The sequence below is a fragment of the Candidatus Phytoplasma meliae genome, from assembly GCF_016876135.2.
Window position 1 is genome coordinate 1 of sequence record NZ_JACAOD020000005.1, and the last position, 26,772, is coordinate 26,772.

Below are 26,772 nucleotides of genomic sequence, written 5' to 3' on the forward strand. Positions count from 1 at the left end.
ATTTGATTATAAGGTCAAAGTATCACTCCCTGATTTTGAAGCAAGAACAGCTATTTTAGCACTTCATGCAAAAAATAAAAAAGGAATAACCCATAAAAATATAGAACAACTTGCTCAACAAACTCAAGGTTTAAGCGGCGCTCAATTAAAAGCTATTTTAAACGAAGCGGCTATTTTGCAAATAACTGGCAATTTTAAAGAAATTAACGATGAATTAATAGCTAAAGCTAAAGATAATATTTTATTAGGGATTGCCAAAATTAATAAATATAATGAAGGTGAAAAAAAAGCTGTCGCTATTCATCAAGCTGCTAAAATAATAGCTAGCCAAGTGCACCAAACTCATTTCTTAAATTCAATTTCTTTAATTCCTCGATTTAATGATAAAATTTTAACTTTGTTTCCCAAAAGCCAAAACCAAAATATTAAATTTAGTGATGTTTTGTTAAAAGAAATTATAGTAAATTTATCAGGAAAAGCGGCTGAAGAAGTTTTATTAGAAAAAACTGTTGATAAAACTTGCCAAGATTTTCAAGAAGCTTTTCTTAAAGCTCAAGAATTAACTAATTTTAGTTATATCGCCATAAATGATAAGGATAAGGATGATTACCAAAAGGAAATTATACAAAAATGTTTCAGTAACGCTAAAGCTTTAGTTTACAAAAAAAGAAATTTAATTCAAGAATTAGCCGATCAATTTCAACTAAAAGAGATTACAACTGTAGACGAAATAGAAGATTTTCAAAAACATAATAGTTTTGGTTTTCAACTTGAAACCGATTCTAAACAAAAAAGAAAATGTAATCATTTAATAAATTTAATGTGTTTATTTTGCTTTTTCTTTATAATTATTTTATTGTTAATTGTCTTACTGAAAATCATTTGGTTTAAGTTTAAAATTAAAAACAAATTATTTATTGGCAACAAAAAAATTATATTATTGATAATAATTATCGCCAGTTTAATGTTTTCAATGATAACAATTATAAGCGAACTTAATGATTATTTTAGTTTTTTACCATTTTATGAAAACAAAGATAAACTTATAAATGCTTCAGAGTTATTTTATAAAGTTGATCATTATGAAATTGAAAGAATGACTTATATTACTAAAAACAGTTGGTTAGATGGATTACAATATATTATTGAATTACAAGATAAAAGCGGCAACTATTTTATTTGTAAATTAAAGCCCATGTCACAAAACATCTTAGAACAAAAAATAGCTACTTTAAAGTTAAAAGATTTTAATTTCATTCATAACAATTATTTTGATTGGTTCAATTTATTAATTAAAATTGTAGTTCTTTGTTCTTCTTGTCTTTTTGCTGTTTATAGTTATTTTAATATGAAGCGGATTAGAAAACAATTAAATAATTCAAAATTAAGTGTTTTTAATTAATAATTAATTGTTTAAAATTATATAAAAAAACAAACTATTTTATAATAGTTTGTTTTTTTATATAATTTTAAACAATAAATAAATTAAATTAAGCTTGCTACTTTATGCAACAATCTTACTAATTGATTAACATAACTCATTTCATTATCATACCAAGACATTAATTTAATAAATTTTGGATTATCTTTTAAAATTTGCAAAGTGTTAGCATCATATAAAGAACCATAAGTAGTTCCTACAACATCTGATGATACAATGGGATCTGTAATGAAAGCTAATGTTTCGTTAGCACTTTTTTTCAAAATAGTGTTAACTTCTTCTACAGTTACTTTCTTGTTTAATTCCGCTGTTAAATCAACTAAAGAACCTGTAATAGTAGGAACTCGAATTGCTGTGCCATCTAATTTCCCTTTTAATTCAGGAATAACTAAACCAATAGCTTTAGCTGCCCCAGTAGAACTTGGAACTATATTAAAGGCAGCTGCTCTACCGCGTCGTGTCCAAATCCCTTTAGGGTGATTTTGATCTATTAAAGATTGATCGCCAGTATAACTGTGAACAGTAGTCATAAAAGCTTGTTTGATTCCAAAATGATCATTTAATATTTTAACAATTGGCGCTAAACAGTTAGTAGTGCATGAAGCTCCACTGACAATTATATCATCTTTATTTAAGGTGTGATCATTAACATTATAAACAATAGTTTTCACATCATCATTGGCAGGAGCACTAATTAAAACTTTGTTAGCGCCGGCTTTTAAATGTAAAGATGCTTTTTCTTTACTTGTGAAAAACCCTGTACATTCTAAAACGATATCAACTTTTAAAGAACCCCACGGTAAATCTTGAGGATTTTTTTCTTGGAATACAGGAATTTTTTGTCCCTCAACTACTAAATAATTATCTTGATAACTAATATCATTTATTTTATAAGGTTTTTGCATGCTATCATATTTTAATAAATAAGAAATAGTTTCTAAATTTGCTAAATCATTAATTGCTACTACTTGAAATTTAGGATTTCCAAAAATAAGACGAAAGGCTAATTTACCAATGCGACCAAACCCATTAATTGCTACTCGTACTTTCATATTTTTTAAACCTCTTTTTTATTTTTTTAAAATTAAAATTGTAACATTTTTTTAGTCAAAATATTATTTGAATTCATTTGTAATGCAAGCTAATCCTGGCATTGGTTTTCCTTCTAAAAACTCTAAAAATGCCCCTCCACCAGTTGAAATATGACTAAAATGTTTTTCTAAACCAAATTTAAAAACAGCTGCTGCACTATCACCGCCACCAATAATAGTGGTGGTTGTTGGAGGCAAATTGCTAATTATTTGAGCTAAAGACCGAGTTCCATGGCTAAATTTTTCAAATTCAAAAACACCTACAGGACCATTCCAAACAATAGTTTTTGCTTTTTGCAAATAACTTTTGAAAAGTTCAACAGTTGTAGGGCCTATATCAAGTCCCATGAAATTATCAGGAATATTAAAATACTGATAAATAGAAGTTGGAGTATCTGAAGAAAATTCTTGACTACAAACAAAATCTTTAGGTAAAATTATTTTTTGACCTTCTGGAGACGCTAATAACTGTTGAACTAAAGGTATTTTATCTTTTTCTAATAAACTAGTTCCAATGTTAAAACCTTGAGCTTTTAAAAAAGTATAACTCATACCGCCGCCAATTAAAAGATAATCAACTTTTTTTAAAAGATTTTTAATAAGTTCAATTTTATCCGATACTTTAGAACCGCCTAAAATAGCTACTAGTGGTCTTTGTGGTTGATTGATAATTTTTTGAATGAAATTAATCTCTTTTTCAACTAAAAAGCCAAAACATTTTTCTTTAATGTTGGTGGCAATCCCAACATTAGAAGCATGAGTTCGATGGCAAGTTCCAAAAGCCTCATTGACAAAAACGTCTCCTAAAGAAGCCCAATATTTTCCTAATTCAGGATTATTTTTACTTTCTTTTTTTTGATTTAAATCTTCAAAACGAGTATTTTCCACAACCAAAACATCACCCGGAGATAAATTATTAATAGTTTGTTCTAAAAGAGGACCTTTAGTTTGAGGGACAAAAAATACTTTTTGATTTAAATAAAGAGATATTTTATCAGCTACCACTTGTAAACTAAAATGTTTTTTTTGAGATTCATCTTTGATGCGTCCTAAATGAGAAAAAATAATAATTTTGCTTTTCTTTTGGATTAAATATTTTAGCGTCGGCAAAATAGCTTTAATTCTGTTATTATCTGTAATAATATTATTTTCTAAAGGAACATTTAAATCTGCTCTTAATAACACTTTTTTATTAGCAACATTTAAATTGGTTAATGATAAATTCATAACATAGGTACCTTTTAATTTGGAAAATGTTAAATATTGTTTTTCTTGTTTGCAAAATTTTGAATTCAACAAAGTTTTTTTAGCAAAACAAATATGAAATTATGCCTTGTTGATGGAGCCAAAAAGAGATAATTTATGTTTCATTAACTCTTTAATAGCTAAAAAGCCAGGATTTAATAATTTACGAGGGTCAAATCCTTTATTGGTTAAGTCTTTTTTATCTTCAATATATTGTCTTGTTGCTTGAGCAAAAACTAATTGAAACTCTGTATTAACATTAATTTTTACCACCCCTAAAGAAATAGCTTTTTTGATCATGTCTTCTGCAATCCCAGTTCCTCCGTGAAGGACTAAAGGTGTTTTTTTGTTAGTTAATTCTCTAATTTTAGCAAAAATGTTAAAATCAAGACCAGACCAATTATCAGGATATTTTCCATGAACATTTCCAATTCCAGCAGCAAGCATATCTACCCCTAAATCAGCTATTTGTTTACATTCTTCAGGATCAGCTATTTCTCCTTGTCCAACGATGCCATCTTCTTCGCCACCAATGCCACCTACTTCTGCTTCTATTAAAAGGGATTTATCATGACATATTTTAGTCATTTCTTTAGTTTTGCGTAAGTTGGTTTCAAAATCATAATGACTGCCATCAAACATAATTGAAGTAAAGCCAGCATCAATAGCTTTTAATCCACCATCATAAGAACCATGATCTAAATGAAGGATCACAGGAACAGACACATTATAAAAAACATCTAGTTCTTTTACCATGGCAAAAACTGTTTTTAAACCTCCCATATATTTTGCGGCTCCCTCAGATACTCCTAAGATAACAGGAGATTTCAATTCTTCAGCTGTTTGTAAGGCTGCCTTGGCCCATTCTAAATTATTAATATTTACTTGAGCTATTGCGTATCCTTGTTGATGCGCCTTTAAAATAATTTTTTTATCTGAAGTCAACATTTAACTACAACCTTTCTTATCTTGTATTTCATAAAATGAAAGTGACAAAATATGGATAAATTATTCTTTTTGATGGTTAACTTTTTTAATATTTTTAAAACATTATAATTCAAAAAATAAATCAACCAAATTATTTAACTAACAAATTTTAAAATTTGTTAAAAAACAATTCACAAATTAAATATTTTGATTATCTAAAAAAAATATTAAACTAAACATTGTTTTTTTAAAAAATCATAAAATTTATTAGTATCAATGTGGGGAGCTAAAAGGGTGGAATTATCTCTAACTTCGGAACAATTAGTGTTGTCCATTCCTATACCAATATCAGCGTACTTCAACATATCAACATCATTATAACCATCTCCTACACAAATTAATTGATGTTGGGGGTATAAGGATTTAATAAGTTCAATGCCACAAGTTTTATTAATTTTTTCAGGAACCAAATCTACACCACCTTCACTTCGCCAATAATATATTTGTAAGTTTTTAAGGTCTTTGATAAATGCTTCTAGTTTTTCACGATTAGGTTCGAATAGCCAAATTTGATAAACATTATTGTATAGATGAAATTGAGGATCCACTAAAGAATTTTTGCTAGTGCAATACATTTCTTGTAATGAAGCGGGGATTAAATCTTGCTTACTAGGGACAATTTCTTGATTCATCCCTGTTAAACCAATATGGATTTTGGCTTGATGAGCTTTTTGAATCAATTCTTTAACCACTTCTTTGTTAAAAGGTCGATCATCAATAATTTTGTCATTAACTTTTGTAAGACCGCCGTTAAATAAAATAAAATGTTTAAAGCAAGGGAGCAATTCCCCTAAAACATCGATTCTTTTTGTGTTTCTACCAGTAGCAATTCCTAAAATATTATTAGGATTTTGCGATAATTTTTTAATAGCTTCAGTAGTTTGAGAAAAAATCTTTTTATATTTAGAACTTAAAAGGGTTCCGTCAATATCAAAAAAAAACATCCTTTTTTGTTGTTGCATTTTAAAAAACTCCTTATAATATTGCGATAAACAATGAAATTAAAATTAAAAAGTTAATAAATAAGTTTATTTTTGAAACAAGTCAAACATAAGAGGTTGAAATTATTTTTTATTATGAAGCGTTTGCAAACGTGGAATAGAATATTGCAAAGCTATTTTAACAAAAGATAAAAAGTTTTCAGGTTCTAAAGCAGCTTTTCCTGCTAAAATACCATCAATATCTTTTTGTTCTAAAATGTTTTGAATATTTTCGGGAGAAACAGAACCACCATAAATGATTCTTACAGTTTCTGATATTTGTTTTGAATATAAAGAGGCAATTTTATTTCTAATTTGCTTAATGGTATTATTAGCATCAACAGGACTAGCGCTTTTACCTGTGCCAATAGCCCAAATAGGTTCATAAGCAATGGTTATTTTATCCATTGATTCAAGGGAAACACCTTGTAAAGCTTGAGTTAATTGTTGTTCTAAAAAGAGTTTAGTTTGATTTTGCTCTCTAATGGTTAAAGTTTCTCCTAAGCATAAAACAGGATATAAATCGTTTTGAAGAGCTAGTAACAATTTTTTATTAATTAATTGATTTGTTTCTTGGAAACGCTCTCTTCTTTCGCTATGACCTAATAAAACACATTGGACCCCTAAAGATTTTAAATTAAGAGGGGAGATTTCTCCTGTAAAAGGGCCTTCATTTTCATAAAACATATTTTGAGCACCAATTTTTAAATTAGGGCCTTGATTTTGAACTAAAACATCTAACAAAGTAGCTTGGGCAAAAAGCATAGTTTCTACTTTGGTTATATCCGGAATTAAAACATTAATTTTTTGAATAAACTTTAAAGCTTCATTTTTGTTTTTATACATCTTCCAATTACCTGCGATAATCTTGGTTCTTTGATGATAATTCATAAAATAACTCCTTTTTATGTTAATTTTTTGTAAAAAGATAAATTATTTTAAACAAATGAATTTACTTCGTTGATTTGCTGACGAAAGTCTATATCTATAAACATAAAATAGTGAAAAAAACATTTAATATAAATTTGAATAAATCATTTATGTTGCAAGGATATGAAGCAATCAAACGATAAAAAAAGAGCAATAAAGAAAACAAAAAAAGAAATTTTAATATAAATCACTCACAAATAAGATTATATCATAATTTCAACAAAGGAAAAGGTATTAAATTATATACAAATCAAGGTGATGAAAAATAAACTTCAAAAATAGGGGAGAGGGAGGATGACACAAAAAAAAGAAAAAGGGCAAAAAAAGAAGTAAATATCCAAGAATCAAAGCGATCTAACAAACCACCATGTCCTGGTAAAAAATTGCCAAAATCTTTAATATTATATTCTCTTTTAAATTTAGAAGCAAGTAAATCGCTGATTTGAGAAACAATGGAAATTAAAAAAGCAAATATAAAAAATAAAGGAAAATGTTTAATTTGGAAATTCGAGTTGAAGAGGGATGTTATCAAGAAAAAAAGAAGAGTAGCCAAAGGCGAGCCAAAAGTCCCTAAAATAGCTCCTTTTTTTGTTTTTTTAGGACTTAATTGCGGAGCCAAAAGTCCTAGATTTAAAAATGGGAAAAGTTTGTGAAAACGAGCGAAAAAAGCGAAAGAATCAGTTAAAACAACAATTAACACAAAAAAAAGTAAATATGGGAGGGGCGCTAAAATTAAAGTTAAAAGAGATGCCATCCCACCACCAACATAAATCATAATTAAAAAAGTTTTACTAATATCTGAAGTGTTGTAAGAAGGTAAAAACACAAAAACCAATAAAAACAAAATGAAAGGATAAAACAAAAGAAAAAAGGATAATTTTGATTTGTTTTCAAAAATAAATAATTGGCCCAAAGAAGGAAAGAAATCAAATGCAATCAAAACACTGATAAAAAATAATAAGGTGAATAAAAAGACTACCCAAAAACGAGTCCAAAATTGATTTTTATGAGTTTTGCTATGGGAATGATGAAATAAAATTAACATTTCTTGTGTGCCTTTGATGGTTAAAGGAAGAAATGTTATAATTTTCATATTACGAGGTAAACAATAAAAGAAGAAGGAACATAATACCAAAACACAAGCAGTTATTATTCTCTTTTTTATCATAAAAACCCCCCCTATTTAGTGATTATAAAAAAATTAAACTTTTAAAAGCTCTTTATTTTTATTAACAGTTTCATTATTGATAATTTTAATATTTTTATCAGTTAAAATTTGAATTTTATTTAAACTTAAAGTTTCTAAATCTTTAGTAAGTGCCATTTTTTTAATTTTATCATTACCATCACGACGAATATTTCTAATCGCTACTTTGGTTTTTTCAGCTATTTTTTCAACTTCTTTCATTAAAGCTTTTCTTTTTTCTTCAGTTGGCTTAGGAAAAATAAGTCTTAAAACAACACCATCTGTTTCAGGAGTGATTCCTAAATCAGAAGCTAAAATTGATTTTTTAATAGCTGGAATTAAAGTTTTTTCATATGGTTTAATGTTCAATTGATTGCCTTCAGAAACACTAATTGAAGCTAATGTTTTTAAAGAAGTGGGTATTCCATAATAATTAACAGTTAATTTATTTAAAATATTAGGATTCGCCGTTCCAGTGCGAATATCAGCAAAATTTTTGAACATAATGTTTTGGGCTTGTAACATTTTATTATCGATTAATGCAAGAATTTCTTGAGTTTGTTGTTCCATCTTTATGAATCTCCTTTTGAACTAATAATAGTGCCAATTTCTTTTTGTAAAACCGCTTTTTTAATATTTCCTGATTGAAGCATATTAAAAACGACAATATCAATATCATTTTCTAAACAAAGAGAAGCGGCCGTAATATCCATAACAGCAAGTCTTTGTGATAAAATTTGCTCATGTTTCATAGTTTTTAACAAAATAGCATCATTGTGTTTTTTCGGATCTTTATTATAAACCCCTTCAATATTATTTTTAGCCATTAAAATGATATCAATATGTAATTCAGCAGCTCTTAAAGCGGCAGCAGTATCGGTTGAAAAATAAGGAGATCCAGCTCCTGCTCCCAAAATAACTACTCTCCCTTTTTCTAAATGACGAATAGCTTTACGACGGATATAAGGTTCTGCCACCGCAGAAACAGGGAAAGCAGTCATAACGCGTGTAATTGTTTGGGTTTGTTCTAAAGCATCTTGTAAAGCTAAAGAATTCATAATAGTTCCTAGCATTCCCATGTAATCAGCTTGAGAACGATCCATTCCTAATTCTTCTCCGATACGACCGCGCCAAAGATTACCTGCTCCTACAATAATAGCGATTTGAACCCCTAAGTCTTTAATTTCTTTAATTTCTAAAGCAATTTTTTTAATAGTTAGAGGATCGATGCCATAAGGGGAGTTCCCTTTCAGGGATTCGCCGCTTAATTTTAAAAGAATTTTTTTATACATGCCAAAACCTTATTTCATGAACCTTGAAAAAATAATTTCGAAGGTTTATTTTTTTCTTTTTAAAAAAAATAATTACCATCATTAATTAGTGATTGCCCAACGAATAAAATAGGTAACATCTGTTTGATTTTTTTTTAGATAATCTTTTATTTTTTGTTTAGGGTTTTTAATAAAAAATTGTTCTAACAAACAATGGTCTCTTAAAACCTTGTTTAAACGTTCTTGCACTATTTTATCTAAAATATGTAATGGTTTTTTATCTAAAAATTCTTTTTCGGTTTGGTTTTGTAAAATATTTTTTTCTAACTTTATAAATTGAGGATCAATTTGATCAAAGGTTAAAAATTTCGGTTCTACTGCTGCTATATGCATAGCAATATCTTCAGCAATTAAAGGACAATTGTTTTTAAGAATGGTTAAAACAGAAATCCGCCCTCCTTGATGTTTGTAAGTTCCAAAACATTCTTGATCTTTTTTAGTAATTTTTAAAACTCGTTTAAGAGTAATTGTTTCTCCTAAAATAGATATTTTTTCTAAAATCAAATCTTTTATTTTTTTATTTTGATATGTAGCAGATAAAATATCTTCTACTGTTTGTAGTTGTTTTTGAAGAATTGTTTTTCCTATGGTGTCAACTAATTGTTGAAAGTGTTCGTTTTTAGCGACAAAATCAGTTTCTGAATTTAATTCATATAAAAAAGCATTATTTTGATCAATAACAATATTAATCAATCCTTCAGCAGTAATGCGGTGTTGTTTTTGAGATGCTTTAATAATTCCTTTTTCTCTTAACAAAACAATTGCTTTTTCAATATTTCCTAAGGTTTTTTCTAAAGATTTTTTACACTCAATCATACTTGCATGAGTTTTTTGACGCAATTCTTTAATCATGTCTATTGTAATTTTCATTTTTGCTCCTTTTATTTTGGTTTTTAAAATAATGTTGGCGTGGCTGTTGATAAAAAGAAAAAACGCTTCTTGATTAATTTGGTGCTTTTAAATTTTGGTAAACATTTATATTTTTCGTGTTTTATACGACCAAACACTTAAGACATGTTGCTTGATTTTAAAAAATACAAAAAAAATTAGTTATTTAATTATAACCACTTTTTTTCTATTTTGTCAATTAAACAATTAAGCTGATTTTCTAACTTTATTTTGATAAGATCTTCTGTGGTGTGGATTTGCATTGTTAAAAGTTTGAGGTTTTAATGCATTTTTAGCATCAAATTGTTCTAATTTTTCAGGAACTCCACCAGCTCCTTCAACACAAGCGTTAGCTATAGCCCAAGTTATTAATTTAACCCCTCTAATAGCATCATCATTAGCAGGAATGATATAATCAACTAAATCAGGATCACAATTAGTGTCAACAATGCCAAAAATTTTAATATTTAATTTACGAGCTTCTGCAACTGCAATCTTTTCTTTTTCAGGGTCGATTACAAAAAGAGCTTGAGGTAATTCTTGCATGTTTTTAATGCCGCCTAAAAATTTTTCTAATTTATCTCTTTTTCTTTTTAATTTAACTACTTCTTTTTTAGGTAATTTTTGCCAAATTCCATCTTCTTCTTCTTTGTATAAGGTGTGAAGCAATTGAATACGTTTTAAAATAGTGTTAAAATTAGTTAAAGTGCCTCCCAACCAACGTTGAGTAATGTAGTATTGTTGAGAACGTTGCGATTCTTCTTTAATAGATGCGTGGATTTGTTTTTTGGTTCCCAAAAATAAAATTTTTCCACCTTCTGCAATTATTTTTAATAATTCCTGATAATTTTGTTCAATTTTTTCTAAGGTTTTTTTAAGGTCAATAATGTGAATTCCATTTCTTGAAGTAAAAATATAATTTTTCATTTTGGGATTCCATTTTCTAGTAGCGTGACCAAAATGGACTCCTGATTCTAATAATTGTTTCATTGTAACTACTGCCATGTTCGTTAAAAAACTCCTTTTTTGGTATTTGCGATATAAATAATAAATGATTGCAATTTGTTTTTTTGATTTCCTAACATAAAAGTTAAAAATCTAAATTATTTTTGTGTTGTGATTTGTTGCAATTTGCTGTTTACTATTTTGTTATCAAAATTGTAACAAGTAAAAATATTTTTTTTAATTTGTTTTTACATTTTGTGAAAATGGTTTATAATTAATTCGTTAATAAAGAAAAGAAGAAGAAGAATAAATAAAAAACAATATAAAAAACATAACAAATCATAAAATATCAAAAAAACAAAACATCATCATGATGACAAATAAAAAAATATCTTTTTTCCTAAAATATTTTAGCATATTTCAGTGCATATAATGATAGTTTTATGATAGTAAATCAATTTTTATGAGTTGTGCTACCAAAACCTCCTTCTCTTAACGATAAAGGAGTTGCTTCTTTGGCGCTTAGTAACACACTTTGAAAAAGACCTTGTGCAATTCTTTCTCCTTTGGTAATTTGAACTGTTTGATTTGAAAAATTATATAAAGGAATTAAAATATGTCCTTCATTTTTAATATTATGATAATAATCGCTGTCAATTACTCCAACTCCATTAGCCATCATTAATTTTTTTTTCAAAGGAATAGAAGACCTAATATAAATTAATAAAACTTCATCTTGAGGAAAAGAAGCTTTAATTCCAGTAGGAACTAAAACAACTGTTTGAGAAGGAATTTCGCAATTTTGAGCAGCTTCAAAATCATATCCAGCACTCATTTGAGTTTGCCTTTGAGGAAGATTAATTGCTTGATGTTGGTAAATGCTAATTTTTTCGAAAAAACGTTGTTTTGTATTCATAAACAATAAACCTTAGTTTTCTTTTATTTTATAATAATATTGATGGTCAAAACAAAATGATGAGGAAAGAAGGATAAAAAAGGATGTAAAAAAGTATATCTAAGGGATCTAAAGAACCCAATTAATTTCTTTAATTCCGTGAGATTTTAAATAAATATTAATTTTGGAAAATGGTTTGGAACCAAAAAAACTTTTAAAAGCAGAAAGGGGAGAAGGATGAGAACTTTTGATAATATAATTATTTTCTTTGATAATGTATTTTTGATAATTTTGAGCAAAGTTTCCCCATAAAAGATATACTATATTTTTTTTAGTTTGTAAAGTTTTAAAAATATTTTTAGTAAATTCTTGCCAACCGATATTATGATGACTTAAGGGTTGACCTTTTTGAACTGTTAAAATAGCGTTAAGTAATAAAACCCCTTGTAAAGCCCATGAAGTTAAATCATTTTTATGATTATTAACTTGCAAATCATTATTTAATTCTTTAAAAATATTATTAAGACTAGGAGGCCTATACAAAGATTTAACACTAAAAGATAATCCATGAGCCTGATTAGGTCCATGATAAGGATCTTGACCTAAGAGCACTACTTTTACTTTTTCAAAAGGGGTTAAACGAAAGGCTGCAAAAATATCTTTTTGATCAGGGTAAATAATTTTATTATTCAAATATTCTTGTTGTAAAAATTTAACTTTTTTTTGAAAATAAAGTTTCTTTTGTTCCAAAGAAATTATTTTTTGCCACATTATTTATTCCTTTGAAATTTTTGATTTTTAAAAATTAGGCAAATTTAGAACTATTCTTTATTTTTAATAATAGCACGGATGAAATAAAACATTATAATCAAATAAACGCCCACTAAGGGAATATAATACCAATATTGTTTTAAAAAATTTTTAAGATTAGGCATAATACGAGAGTCTTTAAAAATATATTTACCCACAATTTTATCATAAGGGATTTTTTTTTCACATTCTAATTGATTGAAATTGTTATCGCCCCAAGTGCCAATTACTTTCTTAACTGGATCATTATAGACCATTCGATGAATAATAAGTTTTTTTTCACCGGATGGGTTTCGTTCATAACAAGGGTTTTCAAAAACTACAATATCACCATCTTGATTGTTTTTTTTATCAGGCTTGTTTGTAGGATTGGTTTCCCTTGTTCCTCCCACAGGTTTTAATTTAGTAGGATTCCAAACCCCTCTAATAAAAACAAAATCACCAGAGGCATTTGGATTTTCCTTAGGAGGTCCTTGAATATAGGGTTCCATGCTTCCTGAAGCAACAGGAAAAATAGAAATCCCTAACCATTTAGTTGAATGTTTGGCAAAAAAAAGTTGACCTAAAAAAGCAATTAATAAATAAAAAAGAAAAATATCAAAAATGATCAATAGTGTTTTCTTAACACATGCAATAGGAGATTTCTTAGATATTGTTTGTTCTTTGCGATTTGGTTTCATAATTGACACAGGAATCCTTCTATTTATTTAAATCTATCATTTATGGGATTTTATAATACATAATACAATTTAATTATAGCATATAAAAAATATTTTGAGGAGTAAAACCAAAGAGAACTTAGGGATAAAAACAAAGAGGTTTAAAAGAAGAGAAAAAAGACAGGAAAAAAGAAAAAAGAGATTCCGAAGATTCTCTTTGAAAATATCAATATTAATGTAATAACTAAAAAAAGAAAATCCCAAATTAAAATAATTTTTATAATTGAGGGTTTTTTTTATTAAAAACAAAAACTTTTTTCCAAATAGTATCAAATAATAAAAGGATAATAGGACATAAGATAAACCATAAATAATACTTGAAATCAAGTATTTGGGTGTGAAAAATATTACTTAAAAACTCAATTTGTGTAATTAAGATAAAGAATAATATTTCTATTAAAATACCGTAATATAAGATTTTATTGGGTTTTTTTAATGTTTGCCAAAAATAAAATTTATTAGAACGACACGCAAAAGCATTGCCTACTTGTGCAAAAATAACAGCTCCAAAAGCCATAGTAGAGGCTAATCTGAATGGTTCATCAAGTACTTTGTAAAAAATTAAAAATAAGGATAAAGAAATAAGACCTTCAACTATACCTAAAAAGCCATAACTTCTTTTTAATACTTTAGCATCCATTAAATGATCGTGTTTACTACGAGGTTTTTGAGCTAATAAACTAGAATCAGTTTTTTCAGCCCCTAAAGCAATCGCAGGAATTAAATCAGTTAAAAGATCAATAGCTAAAATATGTAAAACATATAAATAAGACTCTTTAATTCCTAAAAAAGCCATTGCCAGGAAAGGGAAAATTTGAGGAATGTTAGAGGCAAAAACATAAGTAATAAATTTTTTAATATTTTCATAAATACAGCGTCCTTCTAAGACGGCTTTGGAAATAGTAGCAAAGTTATCATCTAACAAAATCATATCAGCAGCATTGCGAGCCACATCAGTTCCTGATCGACCCATAGCAATACCAATATGAGCTGCTTTAAGGGCTAAAATATCATTAACGCCATCGCCAGTAACACCTACGATTTCACCATTATTACGATAAGCTTGTACTATTTTTAATTTATGTTTAGGAGTAGTGCGCGAAAAAACTACTGGTTTATGACTTTGTAAAGCTTCTTGTAATTGTTCCATAGTCATTTTTTCAACTTCAACCCCATCTAAGCCAATAAAATCATCTTTAATAATGCCTATTTGCTTACCTATAGCGGCTGCAGTTAAACCATAATCTCCTGTAATAATAGTAATTTTAAGTCCTGATTGAGTCAAGTTATGAACAGCTTCTTTAACTTCTTCTCTTGGTGGATCATAATTAACAGCAAAACCTAAGAAAACCATATCTTCTTCTAGGGGTTGATTTTGCTCAATTTTTTTATAAGCGAGCGCTAACACACGGTAACCTTGACTGGCAAAATTATCGTTATGTTTTAAAAAAGAGGCTTTTTCTTCTTGAGTAAAAAGATTGACTTTCTGATTTTTATATTGCATTTGACATTGTTCTAAAATAATATTAGGAGCGCCTTTAATGAATAAATATTCTGAATTTAAGTCATATACTTTTTCATGATTATTTTTAACTAAAATACTCATTTTTTTACGTTCTGAAGTAAAAGGATTTAATTTTAAAATATCAACACTTTTTTGGACGCTTTCTAAATTATAACCATATTTTTTAGCAGCAATCAATAAAGCTCCTTCAGTTGGATTACCAATTAAATTAAATTGATGAGGTTTTTTGTCTGACGGAATCAATTTAGCTTCAGAACATAAAATGGCAGCTACTAAAAACTTTTCAATTCCTTTTTGAGCAAACATTTGATCGGAAGAAAGTTGATATCGTTCTTGATCATTATAACCAGAACCAGCAAATTTGATTAAAGTATCTGGAGTTAAAATTTTTCTAACTGTTAATTGATTTTGTGTTAAAGTACCTGTTTTATCAGTGCAAATAACAGTAGTCGAACTTAAGGTTTCTAAAGAAGTAATTTTTTTAACTAAAGCATTTTGTTTAGCCATTCTTTGAGAACCCACCGCCAAACTCAAATTAACTGTTGGCAATAAGCCTTCAGGAATATTAGCAACTAACATTCCTACAGCAGCAATAACTGCGCATTTAAAATTAGCTTTTGAAAAAACTTCTGCTCCTGTAAAAAAAAAGGAAATAGCAAAAGCAATTGAGGCAACACAAGTAGCGATGATGCTCACTTTTTTAATAATATGGTGCATTTCTTGATCTAAAATACTACGTCCTTTATCAATAGTTTGAGACAAACTAGAAACTTCTCCAATTTGAGTATCATTACCGATAGCATAAACTACAGCCAAACAACTTCCTTGAGTAACTGTTGTGCCGGCATAAACTAAATTAGGAATTTCAGCAATAGAATAATCATGGCGATCATTAGGGGACTCATTGCGGTTTAAAGGAATGGTTTCCCCTGATAACATAGAATTATCAACAAAAAAACTATTAGCTTGAATAATCCTGGCATCCACTGGCACTTGAGTTCCAGTTTCTAAAAAGATCACATCTCCAATAGTCAATTCAGCTACATCAATCATTTCATTTTTTTGTTCTCTATAAACTTGTACTTTTTTAGGAATCATTTTGCCTAAAGAAGATAACATTTTATCAGCTTTATATTCTTGCGAAAAAGAAAATAAACCATTAACCACAATTACTAAAACAATAGCCACACCTATACTGTAATGCTCATGACCAAGACAAAAAGAAAAAAAGGCAGCAATCCATAATAAAATCGCCATTAAAGAGGTAAATTGTTTGATGAATTGTTTCCAAAAGTGAAAAGATCGATTTTGTTTAATAATATTTTTGCCATATATTTGTTGTCTTTGAATAGCTTGTTCATTGGTAAGACCATGAACATTTGTTTTTAAATATTTTAAAACATCATCTTTATCAAGACTACTTATTTGCAAAAGTTCTTCTTTTTTATTCATATAAAGTTCTTTCTTCCTTTGACAATATTTTGTTGCTTTTGTAAATATCTATTATTAATAAACGCTTTTATTTAATAAATCATAATAAAATCATCAGGCTGTTTTTTAATTTATTCTTTAAGCCTGATTAAATTATAACAAATATAAAAATAAAAGCAAACAATAAATGCTAAAAAAAAGAAAATATGTAATTGTTGGTGCTTTTTCGCACGAGATCACAAAAAGAAATAATATTGTGAATAGAACTGGAAATAAAAAAAGATCCTCAGTTAGACCGAAAGCTCTAACTGAGACCATTAATATCATCTAAATTAACATTTTCTTGCTGTAATAAAGTTTGTGCAATAGTAGTTAATAAAGTTTGATTAGCTTTAATAATTTGTTGTGCTTCTGAAAAACAAAAAGAAATAATATGTTTAATTGCAGGATTCATCATATTTGTTACATTAAGCGAATTGATATCATTAATCGTATATTTATCAAGGATTAATTGAGCAATTATTTTAGTTTGATTAAAATCATCAAAAAGATCAAAAAAATCATTAAAAATTAATTGTTCTGCTGCTTTGCCTCCTAAATAATAAGTAATTAAGGCTATTTTTTTTTGTAAAGAAGTTAAGTCGAAATTTTGTTCTAAACAATTACTATGATAATCTTTTTGAATTTTATGACTATCGCGAGTAAATTCTTTTAACTTAGGGGCTAAAGGAACTTTTAAACTAATAATAGCTCTTCCTGCTTCATGATAAGAAATTATTTTTTGTTCTTCTAAAGAATGCTTATGGTATTTAGGATTAAACCCCATTAACAAACGATTAAGAGCTTGTTCTAAGATCTTTTCATCAATAAATTCTTGTTTTAAGCGAAGAGTTAAAATAGAGGCTTCATTTAAAATAGCAGCTAATTGAGCCCCATTTAATCCTTGTGTTTGTTGAGCCAAATAGGAAAAATCAAAATTCTTAGCTATTTTTTTGTTTTGTGCATGAAGAGTTAAAATAGCTTTTCGCGCTTCTAAATCAGGTAAATTAATTTTAATAATACGGTCAAATCTTCCAGGGCGAAGTAAAGCGGGATCTAAAATATCTACTCTGTTAGTAGCCGCTATCACAACAATTTGTGTTAACGGATTAAAGCCATCCATTTCAGTTAATAGTTGGTTTAGAGTTTGATCTTTTTCTTGATGAACACTGTGTAAACTGATTCCTCTTTTAGCCCCTAAAGTATCGATTTCATCAATAAATAAGACACAAGGAGAATTATTTTTAATTTCTTGAAATAAATTTCTAATACGGGATGCTCCAAGGCCAACATAAATTTCAACAAATTCAGATCCAGAGAAAGAATAAAAAGGGACATCGGCTTTATTAGCTAAAGCTTGTGCTAAAAGAGTTTTTCCTGTTCCTGGAGGTCCTTCTAATAAAACCCCTTTTGGAATAGTTAAACCTATGTTTTGATATTTTTGAGGTTGCTTTAAAAAATCGATAAATTCTTGTATTTCTATTTTTTCGGTAATTAAACCTGCAATATGATGAAAAGTAATATTAGTTTTTTTTTGATTTTGATAAAGATGATGAGAAAAGCTATTTCTATAATGAAATAAGAGTTTGCCAAGATTGCTTGCAATATAAAACATAAAAATAAAAGAAGATAAAAAGAAAACTATACGAATATATACTTCTAAGAAATTATATTTAGTATCAGAGATTACTATAGTTGAAAATGACTTATATTTGTTAATATAAAATAAAAAATTACTATAAAAGGAAGTTGGTATTTGACAATAATATTTTTGATGTTGATAGCTTTCTGCTTGAATCAAATAATGATCTTTAAAAAAGAAATTATAATTATTTTTATAAGTGTAATGAATTTTCTTAATATCTTGTGTTTTTATTTTATCTATTAATTCATAAAAATTGATTAAAGAGGCTCCTTTTAAGGATATATATTCTTTCATAAAATAAAATATTTCAAAAGTTATTAGGGTTAAAATAATAAAAATAGCAAAAAGAAGAAGATAAAAAATAATTTTGTTTTTGATACAAAAACTTTTTAAAAAGAAGAAGATAAAACTCCATGATCTATATAAATATTTGATAAAAAGGGAAGATTAAAATTAAAAGTAAAATAAAAGAAGAAGATAAAAAAGTATAAAAAGCAATATCAAGAAAAGACTAATTGCATTAATAACTAATCTTTTTTTAAACTATACCAAAAATCTAATTTATTTAAAAGATGACGATTAATTAGATAAAGGGTAACTCCTATAATTAAATTATTAATGATAACAGATAATACACTATAAATGACATTAATAGCAAAACTATAATCGTTTGAAAAAAAATATGTAACTAAATTTTGAGTTTGATGTTCTAAAAAATGTTCTTTTATTAAATTAATAAATAATATACTTGCTATAATTTGAACTATACTTATAATTGATAAAGTTATTATTAAAGAAAAGCTAGTAAATAATTTCTTTGTTTCTTTTTGATAAAAGATACCAGAAAAAGAACAAATAAGATAAGGGATAAAAAAGCGATAAAAAAAGATTAAATATGAAGAATATTGGTGATGTTCTTCATGAGAATGAGTATGAGAATTAATTAATAATTCCATTATAAAATATTCAAAAGCATAATGAATTAATAAATAAGTTAGGCTAGAACAAAAACTGTATTTAAAACCAAAAAGAAAACCAATTAAAATAATAAAAACTAATTCAATTTTAAACAAAGAATAATCACAAGGAGAATTTAAGTTAATAGTATAACGGGATATTATTTCAACAAAGAAAGCTAAAAATAATAAAAATGATGTTGCAATAATTTTTTTTAAAATATTTTTTTGATTTTGTAACATGAAAATATTCCTTTATATTATGTCTATTAGTTGATTAAGAAGGGTCTTAATAAGTGTTTGCTATTTATACACATACTTAATAAGCATAACTGTTGATGATTTTAATAATTATTGATTAATATCTCTAATAACTTAATTGTTCTTCTAGGATTCCTTCTTGTAATAACATTAAAAAATCTTCATTAGTAGCGTTAAAAATATAATCTTTAATATCTTGTTTTAATAAAACTTCTTTTAAAGACTTAGTTTGATAAGGGGTACCTTTAAAAGTTTGACAAAAGAGAGCTAAATTATCTTCTTTATGAAAAAAATCACCAATTAAATAGATATCTTCTATTTTACCAAAACGTAAATCTAAAAAGATTTCTAAGTTTCCCCAAGAAAAACGTTTTTTAAGTATTTTAGTATGATGTGGTTGAACTTGAAAAATAAATTCAGAAGAACTATATCTTAAAGCTTCTTTTGCTAATAATTCTTCTTCTTTTTGACTAAGATAATAAATTTTAGCAGTTAACCCTTGAATAAGGTATTGCATTAAGTCACCTTGAGTCATCCCAGAAGGGAGATAATTTTTAATATTAACTACTCTTGAACGAACGCTTTTAATTCCTTTAGAAATTAATTTTTGATCATTAGGGGTAATCACATTTACCATAGTATTAAAATCACAATTATAAAGAAGGGTTCCATGAGTAACCATACCATTTTTAGTTTGTCTAAAAGCATTCCCAGATATTTTTTTACCTTCTAATAAAATATCATTACGGCCACTAAAAGAAACATTAAGTCCTAATTGTTTCAAAAGAGTAACAATTTTTAATAAATATGGTTTAAAGTTAAAATTATCACTTCGTGGAACAATCATACTAAAAAGAGGAGTTTGAAGATCATTATAAACGCATCCTCCCCCAGTAGGTCTTCTAAATAAAGCAATATTATTATTTTTAAGATATTCTAAATTAACTTCATTTTCAATAATTTGATTTTTACCTACTACAACCCCTTTAATTTTCCAAATAAAGAAATAACTTTCTTCTTTATTCTTTTTTAATAAATAATCAAGAGCATATTGTTCTAAAGCATAATAAAAATAAGGTTTTAAATCACAAACATGATTCATTTGAATTAAAGTCATCTATATCATTATCTTTCTATTATTATTTTATTAACCACTATCTTTCACCTTTATTATAACATTTATAGTAATTAATAAAATAATAATAAAACCACTTAAAAAGTGGTTTTATGATAACATATACTTTATCTTAATCTTTTAAATATTTATTAGTTAAGTATTTTAAAAAGATTTCTGGTTTAATTTCAGATTATTAATTAATTTGTTGTTGTCTATTAGAATCATTATTTGATTTATTCTTGGTTGACTTGAAAAATTTAAAAACTTTATTTATTACTTTGCAAATATCATCAAAGACACACAATAATAATAAAAAGCAGGGGATTAAAATCAAAAATTCTATTACATCTATAACGATACCAATTTCCTTTTTATGATTTATTAAAATGTTTTCTAACCAACTCCACATATTATTTTTTTACAACTTCCTTTTTATTTTCCATTGACATCTGTTTATACAAACTAACTAAAAAACCTGTTTTTATTCTTCGCCAAGCTAATTGAACACTTTTTACAAACCAAAATATTATAATAAAAAATAAAATTCTAAATATCATTTTAATCACAAACCAAAAAATTTTAGAAAATAATTTATTCGGATCCATGTAATTTCTCCTTTATTATATAATTTTTTTAATTAAAAAAAATTTAATATCCCTTTTATGTTCTTTTTTTAGAAAATAAATTTAATACCCCTTTTATGATTTTTTTAATTAGTAAAAAAATAAAATCTAACACATAATATGTAAATTGGATGGTATAAGCTATATAAGGCCAACAAGATAAAATTAAAAGCAAAAAAATTAAACTTATCAATTGGCTTATTCTTTCTTTAGGGATGCATTGTTCGGATAAAATATTGTTAGATATAAATTCTTGAATTGTAGTTTTAATTTTAGTTATTTTAATTAATTTACACATATAATTTATACAAAAATCTATAAATTGTAAAATTTTTAATTTTAAATTAATTAACGCACCTATGAAAATCATAAAATGTATTCCACCTTAATTTAGCAATTTATATAAAATTTTTAATTTTTCTTATATATGGTTTTTTTGTCATGATGAAGTTAAAACCTTTTATTAAAATTTTATAATTATTAAATTTTTAAATATAATTAATTTTTAAAAATTTAAGATTATAATAATGTTTGTTTCATCTAAGAAAATGATGGAACTTGTATTATTTTCATATCTTTATTTCTTTGTTTATTAAACAACTTTTTGCGTCATTTAATTATTAAAATATCGTCTTTGATGTTTTTTTAAGTTAATAAAGTTCATTTGAGATATTTAATTATTTTTTGGTTTTTGGTTTAGAATTTTGATCTTTTTGAATCAATTCTTTTATATCTTTTTGAGTTAATTTTTGCTTTGATAACTCTTTTATATCTTTTTGAATTAATTTTTTCTTTGATAACCTTTTTAAACTATTTTCGATAACTGAATCAGTAAAACCTAGGGTTTTTTTCATTTCTGCTGTAATTTGTTTTAATTTTAATGTCATTATTTTATCAACTAATTCGTTATCAGTAGCAAATGATTTATAAGTTTCACAAGTATTTTTAGTTTTTTTATATTTAATTATTAATGTTATAAAAGATATAAGTAAAAAGATAAATATAGCAATATCAAAAACAAAAAAATACATTAAATTATCATTATTAGATATCTTGTTAAGCACATTGGAGACTGTTTTTAAAATCCAATTGTTTTCCATTATTTATACCTCATTTGTTTCTTATTCTTGATTTTTACTAGTTTTTTATTTATTATTTAATTAGCTTGCTTTAATTTAGAATTTTCTTTCTGTATTTTATACATTTTTATATCTTTTTTTATATCTTTCTTATATGTTGTTATGTTTTCTTCAAATGTGTTTCTCAGGGTTGATATTTGTTTCCAAGCGCAAGAGTATTGCTTAATATCATCTGTATCTTTTATTTGTATTTGTGGCAATTCATTACTTGAATTATTAAATTGTTTTTTCATGTTTTCAAACAATTCATTTACATGTTTGTTAATGATTTTCAACTTTTGGGAAAGAAGATTGTTGTCGTTATATAATTCTTCTGATTCTTTTTCCATTATTTGTATAAATGTTTTATCTTTTTGTCGATAGTTTTTATTAAGTCTACGCGTAAAAAACGCCCACAGCGGGACAAAAAGTAATACAATTATTAACGAAATCCAAACTTTTTTTTGCAAAAAATTAATTTTAGATGTACAAAAAATCAGAAATAAAATAAGAATGAAATTTATGACAAATATTTTCAATATGTTTTTTTTATCTTTTGTTATCTTTTTTTCTAATTTATCTACTTCACCTTTTAATTCTCTTACACCCTTCTCTTGGTCTGCTTGTTGTTCCTTTGTTAACAACTTCTTATTAGGTTCGAAAGTTTTTATTTTATTTTGGGAAATTTTTGTATATCCTTCATATTTTGAATTTTCTATTTGATCTTCTTCGTCTTCTATTTGATCTTCTAAAGTTTCTATTCGTTCTTCTGCGTCTTCTATTTGTTCTTCTAAATTTTCTATTTGATCTTCTAAAGCTTCTATTTGATCTTCATCTTCTGAATTTTCTATTTGTTCTTCTAAAATTTTTATTTTATTTTCTAACTCTTTGATTTTAACTTTTAAAGCTTTTACGTTTTCCATTTCTTTATCTATACCTTTCTTTGAAAAATAATTTTTCATTTCAACAAAAAACAATTTAAATTTGTTCTATTGTTATATAATTTACTAACAAAATAGAAAATTTATATTCCTCAACTAAACCTAATATTTTTTTAAATTTCGTCATATGCTTGTTGAGTTAAATGTTTTTATTCATAAATCTTCGCCACCTATAGACAATAATTGGGGCATTGCTTCATCATAAAAACTTAGAAAAACCAAACAAAAAGTTTTTAAAATCCCATAATAAAAAATAAATAACATTATTATTTTTATCCTTGTTAAGCAAACTTTTAAATTTATTAATTTTTTCAACCTTTCTTTTATTTTTTTGATAACTATTGATTTCTATAATAAATAGCTATTAATTATAATTATACACCAAAAAAAAAAAACAAGTTTTACGCTCACATAAACTTAATACCCGAGCAATTACCTTGTTTTTTTATATTTTAGATCACATTTCATTAAAATAAAAAAGAGACTTTTACAAGTCTCTTTTTTATTTTAAAATTGTACTTACTTTACTGTTTTTGTTTTTTTCTTAACGCCGAAAATATACATTTTTTCTACTCCACTTTCTCTTTTTTGAAGCATATTTTTAATCTTTGCATGTTGATTTGTTCCTCCTATTTCATGTTTTGGTTCTCCTTACGTGTGTGTTAGGCGTTAATCTGAAGATTAGCTGAGGGTATAAAAAAGAACTAATCTTGGAAGATTAGTTCTGAGTTAATTGTAGTCTGGGGAGACTTCAAATATTTTACCATGCGGATCGTAATATGGGTTTTCACGAAAGGGAGTGGGTTTGATGCAAATACTTTGGGTCCCATCAGAATAATCAAAAGATTGCTTTTCATAGGATAGATATTGCTTTGAGTATTCATTAATGAGATTGTATTCTTGTAAAACGTTTTCTACTTGTGCTTGATTGGTGCAAGTTTTTAGCTTGTTTAATAAATAGTCATTACCTTGAATAGCATTGTATATGTTGATTTTTTTGATGGGTTTTGCGTAGAATTCTATAGTTGTTGAAGTGATATTGTTATGATATGGGAAACTGGGGGTATTATTTAACAAGTTCAATTGGTATGTTAATTTTAACTGTATTAGGTTGCCAATTGTTACGAAAAGTGTTTAAGTCAGTTTCTGTGAAACCTGATAATTCTTCCTCCTTGAAGGTTATTTTGATAATTACGTCTTTAGCTTCTCCGGGGTTCATTTTTGGTTGTTTTGAATTGTTATATTCTATCTCTGTTCCGTTTTGGTTGTAGTAATTAAGTTTTTTAGTTTTTCTTTTAAGGATGTGTTATTACTTGTTATTATCGCATCATCTATTTTTAGGTGTAAAGTTTCTGTTTTTGATTGATTGGTTATTGTTGCTTGGTGGTTTATTTCTTTGGTTTCATTTGTGTTGTCAAAGAGGATGGCATCTTTAGGGGTTAATGATAGGTTAGAGTTTGTTCTAACATTATCTAGTTTGATGATGTCTTTTTGGGGAGTCAATTTTACTGTGGTTTCGGTTGATTCTTTGGTTTTGTGATATTGACTGATGGCGTATATTCCGCCGAATAATACTCCCGTAGTTAGGGTAATAATTGAAATGAAGATAATTGGGTTTTTTAATGTGTTTTTAATTTTAATAAAATTCATATTTTTATTTCTCCTTTATTTAGTATTTAATCATACATTTTCTATTATACTCTTTTTTTTTGCAAGAGTATTGCTTGGCTTTGGGTTTTTTTGGTGGAGGTTGTTACGTGTGGTTGGTTGTTGTATAAAAAAAGAACTAATCTTTCAAGATTAGTTCTGAGTTAATTGTAGTCTGGGGAGACTTCGAGTATTTTATTGGTTAATTTAATATAATATGGGTTGTTTCTGGTGACCATGATTATTACATACTTTTTATCTTCTGGCGGTGGTTGTATATAGGATGCGTAGAATAGATAATCATCAATGATGTTGTGTGCTTTTAAAACGTTTTTTACTTCGGTTATGTTGGTGCAATTTGTGAGATCATTGGTTAAGTTTTCATCATCGTTAATAGCTTCGTGTATAGTTTTTGGGATGGATTTTAATTAGGATATCTATAGTTGTTGAAGTGATATTGTTATGATATGGGAAACTGGGGGCATTATTCAACAAGTTCAATTGGTATGTTAATTTTAACTGTATTAGGTTGCCAATTGTTACGAAAAGTGTTTAAGTCAGTTTCTGTGAAACCTGATAATTCTTCCTCCTTTAAGGTTATTTTGATAGTTACGTCTTTAGCTTCTTGGGGTTTCATTGTTGGTGGATTTAAATCGTTATATTCTGTCTCTGTTCCGTTTTGGTTGTAGTAGTATTTAATGTTTAACAATTTGTTTACTTGTTCTTTTAAGATTGCGTTATCGTTTTTTATTTCGATTTCGTGATTACCTATTTTTAGGTGTAAAGTTTCTGTTGGGGATTGATTGGTTATTGTTGCTTGGTGGTTTATTTCTTTGGTTTCCTTTGTGTTGTCAAAGATGTTGGAATTGTTGGGGACTAACAATAGGGTAGAGTTTGTTCTAACATTATCTAGTTTGATGATGTCTTGACGGGGCGCCAAGTTTACTGTGATTTCGGTTGCTGTTTTGGTTTTGTGATATTGACTGATGGCATATATTCCACCGAATAATGATCATTTTTTAATATTCTTTAATACGATGGTTTTCTAATCTTTTATCTTTCTAATCCTTTATCTGAATCTTTTAAGAAATCTATTTTCTACTTTACAATCTTTATATCAAAAATAATTGCCTTTAACTGTAACGTATTTATCTTTTAAAATTTCAATACATTGATTATAAGTAGATAATTGCTTAATTTTAATTTAATTCATGGTAAATAGAGTGATAAAAAACAAATTTTTTCATATGCAAATTAATTTTGTCAGCTAATTTTTGTATTTTTCTTCTGTTTTTTTACTTTCTTTATAACTTTGAAATATTATTATTAATATTTATTAATTTTAATTAAAATTTTTTATTTTTTAAATCTTTAATTTTTGTACTAAGTTTTGGATAATCGAAAATAGTTCTACTTCGCCTGTTGTCTTGGTAAATTTTTTAATAGAAATTCTTGTATTCCTTTGTTATAACCCCAAATATAAATCGGAATAACAAAAATTAAGATAAAATATTTAATGTCGGTTAATTCTAAACCTTGTTTACCTTTGTTCTTACCTTTTTTATAAAAGAAGATTAAGAAGGCGAAAGTTATTGATAAACATATTAATAAATTTCTTAAGTGGTCATAGAGTATAGATAGGGTAAATAAATAATCGGTGTTCATATTTTTTCTTTTCTTTCTTATTTAGAATTGGATACGTTTCAACAAGAGATTTATATTTTCTTGCTTATTAAAAACTAAACTAGTTTCTATCTAAAATGAACAGAAAACTTTCATTGTATTTAGTTTGCCAACTCGTACCAGCTTTAAGCTAGTTTCTGAGTAAGTAATTCCTATGTAGTTAGGGTAATAATTGAAATGAAGATAATTGGGTTTTTTAACGTGTTTTTAATTTTAATAAAATTCATATTTTTATTTCTCCTTTATTTAGTATTTAATCATACATTTTCTATTATACTCTTTTTTTTTTTTTTGCAAGAGTATTGCTTGGCTTTGGGTTTTTTTTGGTGGAGGTTGTT

General features: G+C 26.6%; 23 protein-coding genes and 1 pseudogene. 1 reads left to right on the plus strand and 23 read right to left on the minus strand.

All coding sequences use genetic code 11. From position 1 onward, the window contains the following. Positions 1–1,402 (plus strand): annotated as a pseudogene (locus CHTY_RS01215) (hypothetical protein); the annotation flags it as partial. 83 nt (positions 1,403–1,485) lie between these two features. On the opposite strand, the gene gap reads toward CHTY_RS01215, so the two are convergent. The 23 genes from gap to CHTY_RS01330 form a co-directional block, all read right to left on the minus strand. Beyond that, on the minus strand, positions 1,486–2,493 hold the full coding sequence (gap, locus tag CHTY_RS01220; RefSeq protein ID WP_203552112.1) for a type I glyceraldehyde-3-phosphate dehydrogenase: 1,008 nt from the start codon (positions 2,491–2,493) through the stop codon (positions 1,486–1,488). A 63-nt stretch (positions 2,494–2,556) separates the two neighbouring features. Further along, positions 2,557–3,759: a phosphoglycerate kinase gene (locus CHTY_RS01225; protein WP_203552113.1), complete on the minus strand. Its 1,203-nt coding sequence runs from the start codon at positions 3,757–3,759 to the stop codon at positions 2,557–2,559. A 99-nt stretch (positions 3,760–3,858) separates the two neighbouring features. Next, positions 3,859–4,725 carry a class II fructose-1,6-bisphosphate aldolase gene (fba, locus tag CHTY_RS01230; protein WP_203552114.1) on the minus strand — a complete coding sequence of 289 codons (867 nt, stop codon included), beginning with the start codon at positions 4,723–4,725 and terminating at the stop codon, positions 3,859–3,861. Positions 4,726–4,931: 206 nt separating this feature from the next. Further along, positions 4,932–5,726, minus strand: coding sequence for an HAD-IIB family hydrolase (locus CHTY_RS01235; RefSeq protein ID WP_203552115.1), 795 nt, complete (start codon positions 5,724–5,726; stop codon positions 4,932–4,934). A 102-nt stretch (positions 5,727–5,828) separates the two neighbouring features. After that, positions 5,829–6,635: a triose-phosphate isomerase gene (tpiA, locus tag CHTY_RS01240; RefSeq protein ID WP_203552116.1), complete on the minus strand. Its 807-nt coding sequence runs from the start codon at positions 6,633–6,635 to the stop codon at positions 5,829–5,831. A gap of 289 nt (positions 6,636–6,924) precedes the next feature. Continuing rightward, a complete protein-coding gene (locus CHTY_RS01245) occupies positions 6,925–7,842 on the minus strand; it encodes a phosphatidate cytidylyltransferase (protein WP_203552117.1) in 918 nt (305 codons plus the stop codon). A gap of 33 nt (positions 7,843–7,875) precedes the next feature. Next, on the minus strand, positions 7,876–8,430 hold the full coding sequence (gene frr, locus CHTY_RS01250; RefSeq protein WP_203552118.1) for a ribosome recycling factor: 555 nt from the start codon (positions 8,428–8,430) through the stop codon (positions 7,876–7,878). Between the two features lie 2 nt (positions 8,431–8,432). After that, a complete protein-coding gene (pyrH, locus tag CHTY_RS01255) occupies positions 8,433–9,152 on the minus strand; it encodes a UMP kinase (RefSeq protein WP_203552119.1) in 720 nt (239 codons plus the stop codon). Positions 9,153–9,233: 81 nt separating this feature from the next. Next, positions 9,234–10,061, minus strand: coding sequence for a translation elongation factor Ts (gene tsf / locus CHTY_RS01260; RefSeq protein WP_203552120.1), 828 nt, complete (start codon positions 10,059–10,061; stop codon positions 9,234–9,236). A 225-nt stretch (positions 10,062–10,286) separates the two neighbouring features. Then, entirely contained in the window at positions 10,287–11,084 is a 798-nt protein-coding gene (rpsB, locus tag CHTY_RS01265) for a 30S ribosomal protein S2 (protein ID WP_203552121.1), read from the minus strand. A 394-nt stretch (positions 11,085–11,478) separates the two neighbouring features. After that, entirely contained in the window at positions 11,479–11,940 is a 462-nt protein-coding gene (dut, locus tag CHTY_RS01270) for a dUTP diphosphatase (RefSeq protein ID WP_203552122.1), read from the minus strand. A 108-nt stretch (positions 11,941–12,048) separates the two neighbouring features. Further along, positions 12,049–12,690, minus strand: coding sequence for a uracil-DNA glycosylase (locus tag CHTY_RS01275; RefSeq protein WP_203552123.1), 642 nt, complete (start codon positions 12,688–12,690; stop codon positions 12,049–12,051). A gap of 50 nt (positions 12,691–12,740) precedes the next feature. After that, a complete protein-coding gene (locus CHTY_RS01280; protein WP_203552124.1) occupies positions 12,741–13,409 on the minus strand; it encodes a S24/S26 family peptidase in 669 nt (222 codons plus the stop codon). A 256-nt stretch (positions 13,410–13,665) separates the two neighbouring features. Then, positions 13,666–16,425 carry a cation-translocating P-type ATPase gene (locus CHTY_RS01285; protein WP_203552125.1) on the minus strand — a complete coding sequence of 920 codons (2,760 nt, stop codon included), beginning with the start codon at positions 16,423–16,425 and terminating at the stop codon, positions 13,666–13,668. A gap of 283 nt (positions 16,426–16,708) precedes the next feature. Next, positions 16,709–18,382 carry an AAA family ATPase gene (locus CHTY_RS01290; protein ID WP_246454059.1) on the minus strand — a complete coding sequence of 558 codons (1,674 nt, stop codon included), beginning with the start codon at positions 18,380–18,382 and terminating at the stop codon, positions 16,709–16,711. Between the two features lie 233 nt (positions 18,383–18,615). Beyond that, positions 18,616–19,287 carry a hypothetical protein gene (locus CHTY_RS01295; protein WP_203552126.1) on the minus strand — a complete coding sequence of 224 codons (672 nt, stop codon included), beginning with the start codon at positions 19,285–19,287 and terminating at the stop codon, positions 18,616–18,618. Between the two features lie 124 nt (positions 19,288–19,411). After that, the gene (locus tag CHTY_RS01300) at positions 19,412–20,422 is read right to left on the minus strand and encodes a lipoate--protein ligase (protein ID WP_203552127.1); all 1,011 of its coding nucleotides are present in this window, start codon (positions 20,420–20,422) and stop codon (positions 19,412–19,414) included. A gap of 1,300 nt (positions 20,423–21,722) precedes the next feature. Next, entirely contained in the window at positions 21,723–22,145 is a 423-nt protein-coding gene (locus CHTY_RS01305; RefSeq protein ID WP_203552128.1) for a hypothetical protein, read from the minus strand. Positions 22,146–22,201: 56 nt separating this feature from the next. Continuing rightward, positions 22,202–23,086: a hypothetical protein gene (locus tag CHTY_RS01310; protein ID WP_203552129.1), complete on the minus strand. Its 885-nt coding sequence runs from the start codon at positions 23,084–23,086 to the stop codon at positions 22,202–22,204. 747 nt (positions 23,087–23,833) lie between these two features. Next, positions 23,834–24,181 carry a hypothetical protein gene (locus CHTY_RS01315; protein ID WP_203552130.1) on the minus strand — a complete coding sequence of 116 codons (348 nt, stop codon included), beginning with the start codon at positions 24,179–24,181 and terminating at the stop codon, positions 23,834–23,836. After that, positions 24,171–24,323, minus strand: coding sequence for a hypothetical protein (locus tag CHTY_RS01320; RefSeq protein WP_203552131.1), 153 nt, complete (start codon positions 24,321–24,323; stop codon positions 24,171–24,173). Before CHTY_RS01320 ends, CHTY_RS01315 begins: the two co-directional genes overlap by 11 nt. A 26-nt stretch (positions 24,324–24,349) precedes the next feature. Beyond that, a complete protein-coding gene (locus CHTY_RS01325; protein ID WP_203552132.1) occupies positions 24,350–24,754 on the minus strand; it encodes a hypothetical protein in 405 nt (134 codons plus the stop codon). Positions 24,755–25,235: 481 nt separating this feature from the next. Then, on the minus strand, positions 25,236–25,691 hold the full coding sequence (locus CHTY_RS01330) for a hypothetical protein (protein ID WP_203552133.1): 456 nt from the start codon (positions 25,689–25,691) through the stop codon (positions 25,236–25,238). Between the last annotated feature and the right edge of the window lie 1,081 nt (positions 25,692–26,772).